Annotated in this window: 13 protein-coding genes and 1 pseudogene; 3 read left to right on the top strand and 11 right to left on the bottom strand. The window is 72.1% G+C overall.

What is annotated here, in order from left to right:
- Positions 1 to 202: 202 nt before the first annotated feature.
- From ACIQR3_RS21290 to rplU, 6 genes are all read right to left on the bottom strand, one after another.
- Positions 203 to 1393, bottom strand: a complete 1191-nt coding sequence (locus ACIQR3_RS21290; RefSeq protein WP_403541096.1) for a hypothetical protein — start codon at positions 1391 to 1393, stop codon at positions 203 to 205.
- An 88-nt stretch (positions 1394 to 1481) separates the two neighbouring features.
- On the bottom strand, positions 1482 to 3035 hold the full coding sequence (locus ACIQR3_RS21285; RefSeq protein WP_403541093.1) for an alkaline phosphatase D family protein: 1554 nt from the start codon (positions 3033 to 3035) through the stop codon (positions 1482 to 1484).
- Between the two features lie 256 nt (positions 3036 to 3291).
- Positions 3292 to 4731: an FG-GAP-like repeat-containing protein gene (locus ACIQR3_RS21280; protein ID WP_403541092.1), complete on the bottom strand. Its 1440-nt coding sequence runs from the start codon at positions 4729 to 4731 to the stop codon at positions 3292 to 3294.
- A 169-nt stretch (positions 4732 to 4900) separates the two neighbouring features.
- Positions 4901 to 6337, bottom strand: a complete 1437-nt coding sequence (obgE, locus tag ACIQR3_RS21275) for a GTPase ObgE (protein WP_403541089.1) — start codon at positions 6335 to 6337, stop codon at positions 4901 to 4903.
- 103 nt (positions 6338 to 6440) lie between these two features.
- The gene (rpmA, locus tag ACIQR3_RS21270) at positions 6441 to 6695 is read right to left on the bottom strand and encodes a 50S ribosomal protein L27 (protein ID WP_215169040.1); all 255 of its coding nucleotides are present in this window, start codon (positions 6693 to 6695) and stop codon (positions 6441 to 6443) included.
- A 14-nt stretch (positions 6696 to 6709) separates the two neighbouring features.
- Positions 6710 to 7030 carry a 50S ribosomal protein L21 gene (rplU, locus tag ACIQR3_RS21265; RefSeq protein WP_004931419.1) on the bottom strand — a complete coding sequence of 107 codons (321 nt, stop codon included), beginning with the start codon at positions 7028 to 7030 and terminating at the stop codon, positions 6710 to 6712.
- A 268-nt stretch (positions 7031 to 7298) separates the two neighbouring features.
- On the opposite strand from rplU, the gene ACIQR3_RS21260 reads away from it, so the two are divergent.
- Together ACIQR3_RS21260 and ACIQR3_RS21255 are read left to right on the top strand one after the other, a co-directional pair.
- Entirely contained in the window at positions 7299 to 7937 is a 639-nt protein-coding gene (locus ACIQR3_RS21260; RefSeq protein WP_403541086.1) for an acyltransferase, read from the top strand.
- A gap of 37 nt (positions 7938 to 7974) precedes the next feature.
- Entirely contained in the window at positions 7975 to 9117 is a 1143-nt protein-coding gene (locus ACIQR3_RS21255) for an acyltransferase family protein (protein WP_403541084.1), read from the top strand.
- Positions 9118 to 9189: 72 nt separating this feature from the next.
- Here ACIQR3_RS21255 and ACIQR3_RS21250 read toward each other — a convergent pair whose 3' ends face one another.
- From ACIQR3_RS21250 to ACIQR3_RS21230, 5 genes are read right to left on the bottom strand one after another with little or no spacing between them, the layout of a single operon-like run.
- Positions 9190 to 10473 carry a nucleotide sugar dehydrogenase gene (locus ACIQR3_RS21250; RefSeq protein WP_403541081.1) on the bottom strand — a complete coding sequence of 428 codons (1284 nt, stop codon included), beginning with the start codon at positions 10471 to 10473 and terminating at the stop codon, positions 9190 to 9192.
- Between the two features lie 9 nt (positions 10474 to 10482).
- Positions 10483 to 12129 (bottom strand): glycosyltransferase family 2 protein, encoded by a 1647-nt coding sequence (locus ACIQR3_RS21245; protein ID WP_403541079.1) that lies wholly within the window; start codon positions 12127 to 12129, stop codon positions 10483 to 10485.
- Positions 12126 to 13709 (bottom strand): glycosyltransferase family 4 protein, encoded by a 1584-nt coding sequence (locus ACIQR3_RS21240; protein ID WP_403541076.1) that lies wholly within the window; start codon positions 13707 to 13709, stop codon positions 12126 to 12128. The genes ACIQR3_RS21245 and ACIQR3_RS21240 overlap by 4 nt, the downstream gene beginning before the upstream one ends.
- Entirely contained in the window at positions 13699 to 14724 is a 1026-nt protein-coding gene (locus ACIQR3_RS21235) for a Gfo/Idh/MocA family protein (RefSeq protein ID WP_403541073.1), read from the bottom strand. Before ACIQR3_RS21235 ends, ACIQR3_RS21240 begins: the two co-directional genes overlap by 11 nt.
- Positions 14725 to 14726: 2 nt before the next feature.
- Positions 14727 to 15836: a DegT/DnrJ/EryC1/StrS family aminotransferase gene (locus tag ACIQR3_RS21230; RefSeq protein WP_403541072.1), complete on the bottom strand. Its 1110-nt coding sequence runs from the start codon at positions 15834 to 15836 to the stop codon at positions 14727 to 14729.
- Between the two features lie 36 nt (positions 15837 to 15872).
- On the opposite strand from ACIQR3_RS21230, the pseudogene ACIQR3_RS21225 reads away from it, so the two are divergent.
- Positions 15873 to 15979, top strand: a pseudogene (locus ACIQR3_RS21225) (hypothetical protein); the annotation flags it as partial.

The raw sequence follows: 15979 nt of genomic DNA, 5'->3' as shown, positions 1-15979 counted from the left end.
GGGGCGACAGGGAACTTCGAAATGGTCCCACTTGTGGTTACCGCAGTGCAAGGTGAGCGACCTCTGCCGCATATGTGCGCGCAACCTGTCATTCACCTGGCGCTCCTGGTGACGGGCGAAGCGTTCACGGCGGCGGCGCGAACTCCTGTGGAATCGCTGTGAGTAACTCCACAGGAGCCCGGCGTCGCACTGCGTGATTTCCTCAGTGCCGACGCAGCTTCTTCAGGGCGCGGTGGCCGAGCACCTTGACGAGATCCTTGGAGGAGGTCTGGTGCACCGTACGCGACTTGACCGGAGCGGTGTTGCGCACGGGTGCCGCGGCGGCCGCGGCGAGCGCCCCGTACAGCGCCTGAGCGGCCACTTCCGGGTCGATGCGCGGCTTGGTCCCGGCCGCGTCGGGGAGCCTGGGCACGGCGGACAGCAGCGCCGGGTCGCCCAGCACGCGTACGCCCATGGCGGCGATCCGGTCCGCCATCTCGGCGCCGATCTCCGCGGCGGCCTCGGCGGCCCACCGCGGCGTGTGTATCTTCACGTCGTCCGGGCCCGGGGCGCACGTGTTCTTCATATGCATCACGGCGCCGTAGCGGATGAGCGAGGAATACAGCTCCTCGGGGAGTTCGTTGCCGCGGAATTCCACATTGAGTTTGCGCAGCATTTCGGTCTCGGCGAGGGTCAGCGACCGGTTCGCCGTGTCCGGGACGGGCTGGAGCAGGCCGTCGGGCAGGCCGAGCAGCGACTCGAAGGTGCGCATCAGGCCGCCGCGGTCGCGGTCGTCGACCACGACGACGGTGAGCCGCTCGGGGCCGACCGCCCGGACCCACCGCTCGACGAGCCGGTCGTGCCGGTGCCGGCGCCAGAAGCTGGGGTTGGGCTTCTCGTACGGCGGCTTCCGGAGCATGTGCTCCAGCCAGCTCTCGTAGCCCATGCGCAGGCCGTTCTGCACGTACTGCTGCCACTGCGAGGGCATGATCTTGGCCAGCGGGCGCAGGGTGACCATGACGTGCACCCGGTCGCCGCCCAGTTCCCGGACGATCCGCTCGACGGTCTCGTCGTCGGGCGCGTCGGCGAAGAACTCGCTGCTGACCACCGAGGTCCGCCGGCCGGTGGAGGCGACCTGGGAGACCAGCGTCTCCCAGTGCCGCTCGGTGGGTCTGCTGTTGCCCAGCATCCCGGGGCGGGCGCAGACCGCCAGGGCGGCCGACATCGGATGCCGGCTGTCGGCCGGGAAGTCCACGCCGTGCGCCGCCATGGCGTCCTTGGCGGCGAACAGCGCGCCCTGGATCGAGGTGGTCCCGGTCTTGTGCGGGCCTATGTGCAGCAATCGGGTCCCGGCGGGGAACGGGGACACCCCGCTGTTGGCCGGGACGTCATCTCTCGTACAGTCCGTCTCCATGGTCAGAAGACGGTAAGAGGTCTTCCTGAGGGTTGGCTGAGAAGTGCCGAGAAGTGCGGCCGACGGTGGCGCGGCTCACACCGCGCGGTCACACCAGGGAGACCCCCGGGTCGCCCGCCTCGACCCGCAGGCGGGCCAGGGTGGAGGCCGTCGCGGTGGGCTTGAGCACCGTGTCCACCGTCCGCACCCGGGCGTCGATGCCGTCCGGGCGGATGTCGAAGAGGTGGTAGCCGCGGTGGGCGTCGATCAGCTTCCAGTGCGGGTTGTCGGCCTTGAGCGGGTCGAACTGGGCGTGGAAGGCGGCCTGGTCCTGGTCGCCGTTGCTGGAGATGGAGGTGCCGACGAACTCGGCGCCGACGACCTGCGACTCGGGGTCGGCGTAGTCGGTCCTCAGGTCGCTCACCATGGTGAGGTGGCGGTCGCCGGTGAGCACGACCGGGTTGCTCACCTTCCGGAACTCCTTCAGCAGGGCGTTGCGTTCCACCTGGTAGCCGTCCCAGGCGTCGTAGTACCAGAGCTTGCCCTCGCCGACCTTGAGGTCGGTCTCGGCCATCATGATCTGGGAGGCGATCAGGTTCCAGCGGGCGGGTGAGCCGTGCAGCCCCTTCAGCAGCCACCTCTTCTGCGCGGCGCCGAGCATCGTCAGCTCCGGGTCCTGGGCGCCGGCCTGGCTGGTGGCCTGGTCGCTGCGGAACTGCCGGGTGTCCAGCACGTTCAGCCGGGCCAGCCGGCCGAACTCCAGGCGCCGGTACATCCGGATGTGCGGGCCGTTCGGGACGGCGGTGGCGCGGACCGGCATGTGCTCGTAGTACGCCTGGTAGGCGGCGGTGATGCGGTCCACGAAGTCGTCGGGCGTCTGCTTGGCGGGGTCCTGCGGGACCTGGCCGGCGTAGTCGTTGTCGACCTCGTGGTCGTCGAAGGTGACGACGAAGGGGGCGTTCGCGTGCATCGCCGCGAGGTCGGGGTCGCTGCGGTACTGGGCGTAGCGGTTGCGGTACTGGGTGAGGGAGTAGGGCTCGCCGGTGCCCTCGTGCGTGCGCACGGCGGTCGCGGACGGCGAGGACTCGTAGATGTAGTCCCCGACGAACAGCACGACGTCCGGGTCCTGTTCGAGCATGTCGGCGTACGGGGTGAACCAGCCGTGCTGCCAGTTCTGGCAGGAGGCCAGGGCGACGCGCAGGCCGCCGGCGCCGGTGGAGTCCGCTGCCGGGGCGGTGCGGGTGCGGCCGGTGGGCGAGAGCTGTCCGCCGGCCCGGAAGCGGAACCAGTACGTACGTCCCGGCCGCAGGCCGCGGACGTCCACGTGGACGCTGTGTCCGAAGGCGGGCCGGGCCACGGTGAAGCCGCTGCGGACCACCTCGCGGAACTTCGCGTCCGAGGACACCTGCCACTGCACCGACACGTTCCGGGCCGGCATGCCGCCGCCGGCCAGCGGGTCGGGGGCGAGGCGGGTCCACAGCACGACGCCGTCCGGGAGCGGGTCGCCGGAGGCGACGCCGAGGCTGAACACGTCCCCGGACAGCGGCGTCTCGGCCGCCTGGGCGGTGGCGGGCTGCCACAGCTGGTGGGTGGCCGCGGCGCCGAGCAGGGCGGCGCCGCCGGCCAGGAAGCGGCGACGGTCGGTGGAGGGTGATCCGGTCATGGGTGAACTCCCTGGTGTCGCAGGCCTCGTGGACACCCAGGAAGCTCACGCTCCGGGGTGGTCCGGCCGCTGAACCAAGTCGTTCGCGTGCATGACAAATACGTGGACGGCAGGGGCCCCGTTGCGACACGGGAACCTCACGGTGAACGGAGCCGGTCGCGACGGGGCGTCACGCTCCCGCCGCGGCCCGGCCCGTCACCGGCGGCCCGGCGCCCCGGCCGTGACCGGCCGCCCGGACGCCTGGCCGCACGGCGTCTCAGCTCGGGAAGTCGTGACCGAGCCAGCCCTTGTCCGTCGGCATGCCGAGGCTGCCGGGGCCGAAGACGAAGGAGCCGGTGGCGGTGGCGCCGGAGGCGGTGGCCGGGAAGACCCACACCGCGCCGGCCCCGCTGTTCTCCCCGTACGCCCCCACGACCGGCTCCGCGCGGCCGTCGCCGTTGCCGTCGACCAGGTCGAGGGCGGAGCCGAAGGCGTCACTCCTCTCGGCCGCGCCGGGCACGCCCGCGGTGTCCTGGTGGAAGACCTGGCCGCCGGCGCCCGTGGGTCCGTCCGGTCCGCCGGGGATCACGGCGACGGAGCCGGACGGCTGGACGGTGCCGACGCCCTCGGAGGCGTTGCCCGACAGGATGTCGCCGTAGCCGTCGCCGTTCACGTCGCCCACGGTGAGGTGGCTGCCGAACATGTCCTCGGGCTCCTGGGTGCCGGGCACGCCGGGGGTGTCCTGGTCGATGACCTGGATGTGGGCGGTGTCCGGGCCGTTCGCGGTGCCGTAGGAGATCCTGATGTCCCGGTAGCCCAGGAGGAGGTCGGCCCGGCCGTCGCCGTCGACGTCGCCGAGGGTGAGCGTGACGCCGGTCGCGTTGGCGGGGTCGCCGTCCCCGTTGGTGAGGACGGTGGCCGACGTGAGGGGGTCGGCGCCCCCGCGCAGGTAGCGCAGTTCCTGGTAGCTGCCCTCTTCCTCGCCCTCTTCGTACACCGTGACGCGCGCGACGAGATCGGTGCGGCCGTCGCCGTCGGCGTCACCGGCGGCGAGGTCGGTCACGATCTCGTTGACGGGGCCGGAGGTGAGCGCGGTCTGCCGGGTGGCGGCGGGGCTGCCGTCCCGTCCGAAGGGGCCGGTCTCCAGAACTCCCTCACGGATCAGGTCGTCCTGGCCGTCACCGTCGAAGTCACCGGTGGCGAACGGACCGTCCTGGTAGGTGCCGTCACCGGCGGCCGGCAGGGTGGTCGCCGAGGTGAGGCCCCCGGCGCCGCCCCACAGCACGGTCCGGCTGGCCAGCCGCTCCCTGCCGCCGGAGGTCCACTGCTCCTCCGCCGTCAGCACCAGCAGATCGGTGTATCCGTCGCCGTCGAGGTCGGCGGTGTCCAGGGCGTACCCGAACTCGTCGCCCTTCTCGGGGGATCCGGGTATGCCGGCGGTGGCCTGCGAGTAGACCTTCTTCGTCGAGATCGACGTCCCCGACGCCGATCCGTACAGGACGGCGACGTAGCCGGCCCTGGCGGCGCCGTTCACGGCGCCGAACGGGGCGCCGACGGCCAGGTCCTCGTACCCGTCACCGTTGAAGTCCTGCCGCAGCTCCACCGCCCCGGCGGGCCGGGCCTGGGCGAGCGGTGACATGGCCGAGGTCGCGGCTACGAGCGCGACGGCGATCGTCAGGGCCCGGCCGGACTGTGCTGCATCGAGGCGTCTGGACACGTCATCTCCGGTGAGTCGTACGGCAGTCGGCCGCGGGACGGATCAGGGATCCGTCCCACGCTGCCCGGTACGACTCACCGGGCGGCGAGGTGGTTGTCCTGGAGGGGGACGCGAATTCACCCGCGGTTCACCACGTCCGCCGCGTTCACCACGCCCCTCGCGTCCGCCTCTAGAACGGGTCGAAGCCCTCGAACTCCTCGTCCGCCTCGTCCCGCTCGGCCTGCCGGTCCCGGCGGCGCTGGGCCGCGGGCCGGGGCGCCTCGAAGCGGTGGTCCTCGCCGCGCCGGCCGAGCATCTCCGCCCCGGCCATCATCGACGGCTCCCAGTCGAAGACGACGGCGTTGTCCTCGGGGCCGATGGCGACGCCGTCGCCCGACCGGGCCCCGGCCTTCAGCAGCTGTTCCTCGACACCGAGCCGGCCCAGCCGGTCGGCGAGGTAGCCGACGGCCTCGTCGTTGTTGAAGTCGGTCTGCCGCACCCAGCGCTCGGGCTTCTCGCCCCGCACCCGGAACAGCCCGTCCTCCTCGCGGGTCACCGTGAAGCCGGTGTCGTCCACGGCCTTGGGCCGGATGACGATCCGCGTCGCCTCCTCCTTGGGCCGGGCGGCACGCGCCCCGGCCACCAGCTCGGCGAGCGCGAACGACAGCTCGCGCAGCCCGAGGTGGGCCACGGCCGACACCTCGAAGACGCGGTAACCGCGCTCCTCCAGCTCGGGCCGCACCATCTCGGCGAGGTCCTTGCCGTCCGGGACGTCGATCTTGTTGAGGACGACGACCCGCGGCCGGTCCCCGAGCCCGCCGTACTGCCGCAGCTCCTCCTCGATGATGTCGAGGTCGGAGAGCGGGTCGCGGTCGGACTCCAGGGTGGCCGTGTCCAGCACGTGCACCAGCACGCTGCACCGCTCCACGTGCCGCAGGAACTCCAGGCCGAGCCCGCGGCCCTGGCTGGCGCCCGGGATGAGCCCCGGCACGTCCGCGATCGTGTAGACGGTCGACCCGGCGGTGACGACACCGAGGTTCGGCACCAGCGTGGTGAACGGATAGTCCGCGATCTTCGGCTTGGCCGCGCTCAGCACCGAGATCAGCGAGGACTTGCCCGCGCTCGGGTAGCCGACCAGCGCCACGTCCGCGACGGTCTTCAGCTCCAGTACGACGTCCTGGAGGTCACCGGGCTCACCGAGCAGCGCGAAGCCGGGCGCCTTGCGGCGGGCGGAGGCCAGCGCGGCGTTGCCGAGCCCGCCGCGGCCGCCCTGCGCGGCGACGAAGGAGGTGCCGTGCCCGACCAGGTCGGCGAGGACGTTGCCCGCCTTGTCCAGCACCACCGTGCCGTCCGGGACCGGCAGCACCAGGTCCTGGCCGTCCTTGCCGGAGCGGTTGCCGCCCTCGCCGGGCTTGCCGTTGGTGGCCTTGCGGTGCGGGGAGTGGTGGTAGTCGAGCAGGGTGGTCACGGACTGGTCGACGGTGAGGATCACGTCGCCGCCCCGGCCGCCGTTGCCGCCGTCCGGGCCGCCGAGCGGCTTGAACTTCTCCCGGTGCACGGAGGCACAGCCGTGGCCTCCGTTACCCGCGGCGACATGCAGCTCGACGCGGTCCACGAAGGTGGTCATGGGATGTGCCTCCAGTTACGTACGGGTGTTTCCTGATCCAACACGCGAAAGGCGGACCCGCTTCCCCGGAGGGAAGTGAGGTCCGCCTCGCGCAAGTCTCCGGTCAGGCGACCGGGACGATGTTCACGACCTTGCGGCCACGCGCGGTGCCGAACTGCACCGAACCGGCCTGCAGCGCGAACAGCGTGTCGTCGCCACCGCGGCCGACACCGGCGCCCGGGTGGAAGTGGGTGCCGCGCTGGCGGACGATGATCTCACCCGCGTTGACGACCTGACCGCCGAAGCGCTTCACGCCGAGCCGCTGGGCGTTGGAGTCGCGACCGTTCCGGGTGGACGATGCGCCCTTCTTGTGTGCCATCTCTCCTCAGTCCCTTACTTCGCAGCCGCGGGGATCTCAGTGACCTTGATCGCCGTGTACTGCTGGCGGTGGCCCTGACGACGGCGGTAGCCGGTCTTGTTCTTGTAGCGCAGAATGTCGATCTTCTGCCCCTTGTGGTGGTCCACGACCTCGGCCTGGACCTTGATGCCGGCCAGCACCCACGGGTCGCTGGTCACAGCGTCGCCGTCGACAACGAGCAGGGTCGAGAGCTCGACCGTGTCGCCAACCTTGGCGGTGGAAATCTTGTCAACCTCGACGATGTCACCGACAGCAACCTTGTGCTGACGGCCACCGCTGCGCACGATGGCGTACACGCGGATCTCTCTTTCGCTCGGAGAACGGCACCCCCGCAGGCCAGCCGCCCGACCAGCGGACGGCCTCTCCCTGGACGCCGGGCGCCCGGGAGGATGAGGTTTACGGGGATGTGGCGGGTCTGTGGACACGCCGACGGTCAAGGTTACGGGGGCCGCATCCGCCGGTCAAACCGAGTCCGGTCGATCAGCTTGCCCGTATGCTCACGCCCCGTACACACACACGAAGGTGTCGTACGGGGAGCCGTGAAGGCAAGAGGGGACGAACGCAGTGAGTCTGAGGATCCAGCCCACCGCCCAGGTCGACGAGAGCGCCGAGGTCGGCGACGGCAGCAGCGTCTGGGAGCTCGCGCAGATCCGGGAGGGCGCTCGGCTGGGCGAGGGCTGTGTGATCGGCCGGGGGGCGTACGTCGGCTCGGGCGTGCGCATGGGCGACAACTGCAAGCTGCAGAACTACGCGCTCGTCTACGAGCCGGCCGAGCTGGGCGACGGCGTCTTCATCGGCCCGGCCGTGGTCCTCACCAATGACCACAACCCGCGCTCGGTGGACCCGGAGGGCAGGCAGAAGCGCGGCGGCGACTGGGAGGCCGTCGGCGTGACGATCGCCGACGGGGCGTCGGTCGGTGCCCGCTCGGTGTGTGTGGCCCCGGTCGCCATCGGCCGCTGGGCGATGGTCGCCGCGGGCGCGGTGGTGACGAAGGACGTTCCCGACTTCGCCCTGGTGGCGGGCGTGCCGGCCCGGCGGATCGGCTGGGTGGGCCGGGCCGGCGTGCGGCTGGCCGAACGGGAGGGGGAGCCGGGGGTGTGGGAGTGCCCGCGCAGCGGGGCGCTGTACGAGGAGAAGGACGGGACCCTCCAGGAAAGGGAAGGGGAACGGGAACGGGAACAGGAACAGGAACAGGACCGCTGAGACACGGCAGAAGATCCCGGCATCGGAGTCCCGCATCGTGGACACATCCCGCCGTCCGGCCGCCGCGCCCGGCCGTGACCGCCTGCCGTCGCTGACCGGGCTGCGCTTCTGGGCGGCTCTGGTCGTCGTTCTCTACCACCTGTCCCGCCAGTCCGGGCGCCTGCCGGGGGTGAGCGACCTGGTCTGGTACGGCCGCAGCGGCGTGACCTTCTTCTTCGTCCTGTCGGGGTTCGTGCTGGCCTGGAGTTACGACGGCAAGCGCGTGCCGGCCAAGGTGTTCCTGTGGCGCCGCTTCGCGCGGATCTGGCCGATGCTCGCCGTGTCGGTGGCCGCCTCCGTCGCCGCCTATCTCGCGATCGGCACCGAGGTGTCCCGCAAGGGCGTCGTGGCCGCCCTGCTGGTCGTCAACGCCTGGATACCCGACAAGCAGTTCATGATGGGCGGCAATCCCGCCGCCTGGTCCCTCAGCGACGAGGCGTTCTTCTACGCCCTCTTCCCGCTGCTGCTGGTCGTGCCGTTCCTGCGGACCGCACGACGCCGCCTGTGGACGGCGGTCGTCGTGTGCGCCGCGTCCGCGGCCCTGTGGCTGGGCGGGGCGCTGATCTCCGATCTGCTCGTCCGCCGCTGGTTCCTGGACTACTTCCCGCCGGTGCGGATGCTGCAGTTCGTGCTCGGGGTCGCGGCGGGCCTGGCCGTCAAGCGGGGCTGGCGGCCCCCGGTCGGCCTGCCGGCCGCCGTCGCCCTGGTGCTGGCCTGGCAGGTCGCGCTGGTCCCGTGGTCGCGCGCCGTCCCGGACTCCGCCTGGTACAGCGCCTACAGCGCCTCCCAGCTGCTGTCCGCGCCGCTCTTCGCGGCGCTGGTCGCGGCGGCGGCGTACAGCGACGTGCGGCGGCGGACCACCGGTCTCGCCGGGCCGTGGATGATCCGGCTCGGCAACTGGTCGTTCGCCTGGTACCTGATCCACGAGATCGTGCTGCGGGTGCTGCTCGTCGCCGTCGGCCACCCCCGCACCCAGACGGCCACGGCCGCCTTCTGGGCGCTGGTCCTGGCGGTGAGCCTCGCCCTGGCGGGCCTCGCCTACCACTGGGTGGAGCATCCGCTGGAACGCGTGCTGCGCCGGGCGGGGCCGCGTACGCCCGGGACGGGACCCGCCCGGCCCGAGCCCGCGGCGTCGGTCTGACGCGGCGCGCACGCCCGAAGGGGGCCTCCCGGCGCCGGGAGGCCCCCTTTCTTTCGCGGCTCCTGCGGCCCGTCAGCCGCCGATGACGACCCGGCGGACGCCCTGCCAGGCCTCCGGGTCCGTGGTGCGGCGCCCGTCGACCAGGACCGTGACGTCCGGCAGGTCGGCGGGGGTCAGCTCGCGGTACTCGGCGTGATCGGCCTGGAGGATCGCGGCGGTGACCTTCTCACCGGCGTGCGGGGTCAGGCCCAGGGCGGACAGCTCCCCGGCCGTGTACAGGGGGTCCGAGACGTACGGGACGGCCCCGCGGGCGCGCAGCGCCTCGACGGTCGGGAAGACGCCCGAGAAGGCCGTCTCCTTCACGCCGCCGCGGTAGGCCGCGCCCAGCACCAGCACGTTCACCCCGGTCAGGTCGCCGTACGCGGCGGCCAGCAGGTCGACGGCGTACTCGGGCATCGCGGCGTTGGCCTCGCGGGCGGAGCGCACGACGGTGGCGGACGGGTCGTTCCACAGGTACATCCGCGGGTAGACCGGGATGCAGTGGCCGCCGACGGCGATGCCCGGCTGGTGGATGTGGCTGTAGGGCTGCGAGTTGCAGGCCTCGATGACCTTCTTGACGTCGATGCCGTTGGCGTCGGCGAAGCGGGCGAACTGGTTGGCCAGGCCGATGTTCACGTCCCGGTACGTCGTCTCGGCGAGCTTGGCCAGCTCCGACGCCTCGGCCGTGCCCAGGTCCCAGACGCCGTTGGGCCGCGCCAGGTCGTCCCGGACGTCGAAGTCGAGGACGGCCTCGTAGAAGGCCACGCCGCGGGCCGTGGACGCCTCGTCGACGCCGCCGACCAGCTTGGGGTAGCGGCGCAGGTCCGCGAAGACCCGGCCGGTGAGGACCCGCTCGGGCGAGAACACCAGGTGGAAGTCCTCCCCCGGGGTCAGGCCCGACCCCTCGGCCAGCATCGGCGCCCAGCGGGTGCGGGTGGTGCCGACCGGGAGGGTGGTCTCGTAGGAGACCAGCGTGCCGGGCTTCAGACCCTCGGCGATCGCCTTGGTCGCGGCGTCCATCCAGCCGAAGTCCGGCACGCCCTCGGCGTCCACGAACAGCGGGACCACCACGACCACGGCCTCGGACGCGGCGACCGCGGCCGCCGTGTCCGTCGTGGCGCTCAGCAGACCGCCCTCGACCGCCGCCTTCAGCTTGACGTCCAGGTCGTGCTCACCGGGGAACGGCTCGGTGCCGGCGTTGACCAGCTCGACGACCTTCTTGTCGACGTCCGCGCCGATGACCCGGTGGCCCTTGGCGGCGAACTGCACGGCCAGCGGAAGCCCGATCTTGCCGAGCGCTACTACACAGATGTTCATGGGCGGTCGCTACTTCTTCCTCTTGTTCCTCGGGTCCCTCTTGGAACGGCGGTCGAGGGTGCCCCTGAGCCGGGAGCCCAGGGTCTTCTTCGGCGGGAAGAGGGGCGCCGTGGCGACCACCACCCGTCCCTTGTCGTTCACCAGGGCCGCCACCCGGTACGGCTCCACGTCGTCGCCGCTCCAGCGGCGGGTCAGCGGCATCGGCTTGCCCGTGCCGCGCACGGGTATCTCGTACGTCGATCCCGCGACGTCCAGGTAGACCCGGACGCCCAGCTTGACGGGGCGCCGCTCCAGCGGGACCCGGGCGTGCAGCACCGTGCCGTCGGGCAGCGGTTCGGCGGTGACGGTGCCCACCGGGGGCGGCGGGGAGTGCTTGGCCGGCAGCTTCCGGCCGCCGGTCTTGTCCGCCGTCTCGGGCATGGCGCCGTTGACCAGGCGCAGCGCCGCCGTGCCGACGTCCCCGAGGAGGGGCACCCGCACGGACGCCGTGTACGCGATCTCCTCGTCGTCCTGCTCCCAGCCGGAGGCCAGCAGGTCGGTGCCCTGCACGAGCCGGCCCACGACCGTCTCCTTCAGGACCTCGAAGCAGCGGTCGGCCAGGCCGATCCGGGGGTCCCGGAAACCCGGGTAGCGGGCGAAGGCCCGGCCGCCCTCCAGCACGAACGGGGGCGCGCCGTGCTCCTTCTCCCAGGTGATCGCCTCGCACAGCTCGTCGACGGCGCCCGCCCGGGCCAGGCTGATCCTCGCCCGGCGCTTGACGCCCAGGGCGTCGCGGAGGGAGTCGGTGAGGTAGTCGTCGGCGAGGCGGGCGATGCCCGCGCAGATCTCCCGCCGCACCTCGCGGTCGAGGGCGGGGAAGTCGTCCTGGATGAGCTTGGACAGCTCCCAGGTGAAGTGCCGGCGCAGCACGGCGTCGCGTTCCGGGCCGGGCGCGATCAGTTTCGCCGTCACGTCCATGATCTCGGCGGTGCAGCGCAGCCGGGACAGGTGGTCGGCGCGGTAGGTGATGTTGCCCGCGTCGCCGCGCTTGACCGCGTAGTAGCAGGTGTAGTCGGCGACCACGGAGATCTTCTTCGCGCGGACGCACGCCTCGATGGTGAACGGCTGGTCGCTGCCGACCGGCAGGTGCTCGGGGAAGCGCAGCTTGTGCTGTTCGACCAGTTCGCGCCGGAACAGCTTGGTGTTGGCCAGCGTCCACGGCAGGGCGGAGTCGGTGAGGGTGACGTCCGGGTCGTTCTTCTTGTAGAGCGCCTGGTGGACGTAGCGGCCGTTGGTGCCGACCATCTTGCCGACGACGACGTCCGAGCCGTGCTCGTCGGCGCAGGCCACCATGCGTTCCAGGGCCTCCTGGCCGAGGTGGTCGTCGGAGCCGACGAAGTAGACGTACCGGCCGGTGGCGACGTCCAGCGCGCGGTTGCTGGGGGCGGCCGGACCACCGGAGTTCTCCTGGTGGATCACCTTGACGGTGCCGGGGTAACGCACGGCGAAGCGGTCGAGTTCCGCGCCGCTGTCGTCGGTGGAGCCGTCGTCCACCGCGACGATCTCCAGCCGGTCCAGGCCGATGCTCTGCCCCACCAGGGAGTTCAGGCACTCGGTCAGGTACGGCATGGTGTTGTAGACGGCGACGACGACACTGACGTCGGGGGTGCTGCTCATGCGGGGGCCTCCACCGCGGTGCGTCGGTCGGCCGGGCGGGCTCCGCTGCCGGGCAGCAGGGCGCTGTAGACGGAGTCCAGCCGTTCGGCCTGTGCTTCCCAGGTCCACTCGTCGAGGAGCCCGGAGGTCTCGTACACGCTCCGGTAGCGCTCGGTGTCGCCGAGCACCGACTTCACCGCGCGTACGTAGTCCTCCAGGTCCTCGGCCCGGAACACCTCGCCCTGGCCGGTCCGCTCGACCATCGAGCCCATCGTCTTCACGTCGCTGACCACCAGCGGCAGCCGGGCGTGGGAGTACTCGAAGAACTTGGTGATCAGCGCGATCTCGTGGTTCGGCCAGTGGTGGATCGGGATGACCCCGACGTCGGCCGCGGACAGGAACGGCACCACCTGGTAGTGCGGCACGTACGGCACGATGTGCAGCCGGTCGCCGGCCCCGAGTTCCTCGGCGCGGGCCCGCAGGGTGCGCATGTACTCGGAGTTGGGGTTGAGCACCACGAACGCGGTGTGCGCGTCCGGCAGCAGGGGCAGCGACTCGACCATGATGTCCAGGCCGCGCTGCGGGGCGGCGGCACCGCTGTACACGGTGAGCGGCACGTCGTGCCCGATGCCGCACAGCTCCCTGAGGTCCGGTACGGGCTCGGCGGCCTGTTCCGGGGAGATCTCGGCGTCGGGCGCGTTGAGCACGACGGCGGGGCGCTCGGCCAGCTTGTGCCGCTCCTGGAGCATCCCGGCGAGGGTGTCCGAGACGGTCGTCACGGCGTCCGCGTGCCGGGAGTACTCCAGCTCGTGGGCGCACTGGGCGAGGTGCCAGCGCGGGTGCGAGTCCCAGGGTTTGATGCCCGGCAGGAACTCGTGGGCGTCCCAGACCAGTTTGACGTCCCGGCCGGCGGCCCGGGCGCGCAGCGTGGCACGGGCGCCGACGCCGAGCATCCGGAAGTCGTTGGCGTGGATCAGGTCGGGGGCCAGCTCGTCGACGACCTTGCCGTACGCCAGCTCGAAGTCCCACAGGTGCGGGTCGAGCCGGCGCCAGCTGCGGTGGCCCATGGTCCGGTGCCAGAACGCGGTGGTGAAGCGGTCCAGCGCCGCGTCCATGCGCTTGCGCCGCCGCTCCAGCGCCTTGGTCCGGCCGGCCCGCAGCTCCACCCAGGAGGACAGCAGCCGGGCGGCGAGCCGGGGCACCAGCAGCCGCAGCCGGCCGAGGGCCGAGCCCTCCCGCCGGGCGAGGATCAGCCGCACGTTGAGATCGGTGCGCCAGGCCCTCACCTTCTGCTTCCGGTACGAGGCGAGCGGGCCGGGCCGGTAGGCCAGCGGGGAGCGCAGCACCGCGCGGCGGAACTCGTGCCGCCGGCGCTGCAGCGGGCCGGGCACGGGCAGCAGCCTCACCTGGGCGCCGCCGATCTGCCAGGTCTGCTCCTTCTTGCCCTTGGCCCGGCCGAGCAGGACGACGTCCCAGCCGGCCTCGGCGGCCGAGCGGGCCTCCTTCTGGACACGGGAGTCGCCGTTGACCCCGTTGTCGACGAGCATCACGATCCGGCCGCGGGCGGGCGGGCCCGCCTCGGCGTGGTTGTCAGCTGCCATGGGTGGCCAGGTCCTCCGACTGAAGCGAAACGGCGCGGTTGTCCAGCGCCGACTCGAGCACCGCCGCCGCGACCTCGACGGTCCGCATGCCCTGGCGCAGGGTGCAGATGTCGGCGGGCAGGCCCAGGACGGCGTCCCGGAACAGTTCGTGCTCGACCAGGAGCGGCTCGCGCTTCTGGATGGCGTAGCGGATCATGTCCCCCTCGGAGACGCCGCGGAAGGCCTGGAGGGCCTCCCACTCGGTCGCCACCGCGGAGTTGGAGTGGAAGGTGAGGTCGGCGGTGAGGGTGTCGGCGATGAAGCAGCCGCGCTCGCCGGTGACCGAGGTGAACCGTTCCTTGAGCGGACTCAGCCAGTTGACCAGGTGGTTGACCATCGTGCCGTCGTCGAGGCGGCCCACCGCGGAGACCATGTCCTCGTGCGGCCGGCCGCTCTTGGAGACGGTGTGCGCGGCAATGGAGACGTACTCGCGTCCCGTCACCCAGCCGGTGAGGTCGATGTCGTGGGTGGCGAGGTCCTTGACCACGCCGACGTCCGCGATGCGGTGCGGGAAGGGGCCCTGACGGCGGGTGACGACCTGGTAGACGTCGCCGAGTTCGCCGGCCTCCAGGCGGCTGCGCAGGGACCGCAGGGCCGGGTTGCAGCGCTCGATGTGACCGACGCCGGCCACCAGGCCGCGTGACTCGAACGCCTCGACGAGGCGGCGGGCGCCCTCGACGGTGTCGGCGACCGGCTTCTCGACCAGCGCGCACACGCCGGCCTCGGCGAGCTGGAGGCCGACCTCCTCGTGCAGGCCCGTCGGGCAGGCCACCACGGCGTAGTCGACGCCCAGGCCGATCAGTTCCTCGACGGTGTCCACGACCGGGGTGCCCGGTGCGGCCCCGTACTTGTCGCCCATCGGGTCGACGACGGCGACGAGGTCGACGCCCTCCAGACCGGACAGGACGCGGGCGTGGTGCCGGCCCATGGAGCCGAGGCCGACGAGACCGGCGCGCAGGGTCCGGGAGGTGCTCACGGTCACTCCCCCAGGCCGTTCACCGCGGTCACGATCCGGTCCAGGTCCGCCTGCGACAGGCCGGGGTGGACCGGCAGCGACACGACCTCGGCGGCGGCCCGCTCGGTCTCCGGCAGGTCCCAGTGACGCCCGGCCTTCTGGTCCGGCTCCCAGTACGGCCTCAGCCGGTGGATCGGCGTCGGGTAGTAGACGGCGTTGCCGATCCCCGCCTCGGTCAGCCGGGCCATGGCGGCGTCCCGGTCGCCCCGCACCCGCACGGTGTACTGGTGGTACACGTGCCGGGCGCCCTCGGCGGTCGTCGGCGCGACCACCTCCGGCGCGCTGACGTGCTCGGTGAGGTACGCGGCGTTGGCGATGCGCCGCTCGGTCCAGCCGGCCAGCTTGCGGCGCTGGACCCGGCCGATCGCCGCGGCCACGTCGGTCATGCGCAGGTTGGCGCCGACGATCTCGTTGGCGTAGCGCTGCTCCATGCCCTGGTTGCGCAACAGCCGCAGGGCGCGGGCGAGTTGGGCGTCCGCGGTGGTGACCATGCCGCCTTCGAGGCTGTGCATGTTCTTGGTCGGGTAGAAGCTGAACGTTCCGGCGGTGCCGAAGGCGCCGACCGGGGTGCCGTGCAGGGCCGCCGCGTGCGCCTGGCAGGCGTCCTCCACGACGGCGAGCGAGTGCCGCTCGGCGAGCGCCGTGATCCGGTCCATCGCGGCGGGGTGACCGTACAGGTGCACCGGCATGACGGCCGCGGTGCGCGGTGTCACGGCCGCCTCGACGGCCGCCGGGTCCAGGCAGAAGCTGTCGGCCTCGATGTCGGCGAAGACCACGTCGGCCCCCACCAGCCGTACGGCGTTGGCGGAGGCCGCGAAGGAGAACGAGGGCACGACGACCTCGTCGCCGGGGCCGATGCCCATGCCGAGCAGGGACAGGTGCAGCGCGGAGGTACCGGAGTTGACGGCGACGCAGTGCCGGCCGTCGACCAGCTCGCCGAACTCCTCCTCGAACGCCGCCACTTCGGGACCCTGGACGACCCGGCCGCCGCGCAGCACGCGCACGGCGGCGTCGATCTCCTCCTCGCCGATCACCGGTCTGGCTGCGGGTATCAACTCCTGGGCGTCGGTCATCGACATCCCCCTCCTCGTCGGCGGCGAGCGGCAGCGACGGCTGGTGCTGACGGTGACACCGCCGCCTTCGCCGTGGCCACCCTGCGCCGCTGGTGGGACGGGGAGGGACGACACCGCTGTCCGCACGCCTGCCGGTTGCTGAT

The organism is Streptomyces sp. NPDC090994 (assembly GCF_044768905.1).
GTDB lineage: Bacteria > Actinomycetota > Actinomycetes > Streptomycetales > Streptomycetaceae > Streptomyces.
The sequence above is the reverse complement of the archived record's forward strand: the minus strand, read 5'-3'. Positions and strand labels throughout refer to the sequence as shown.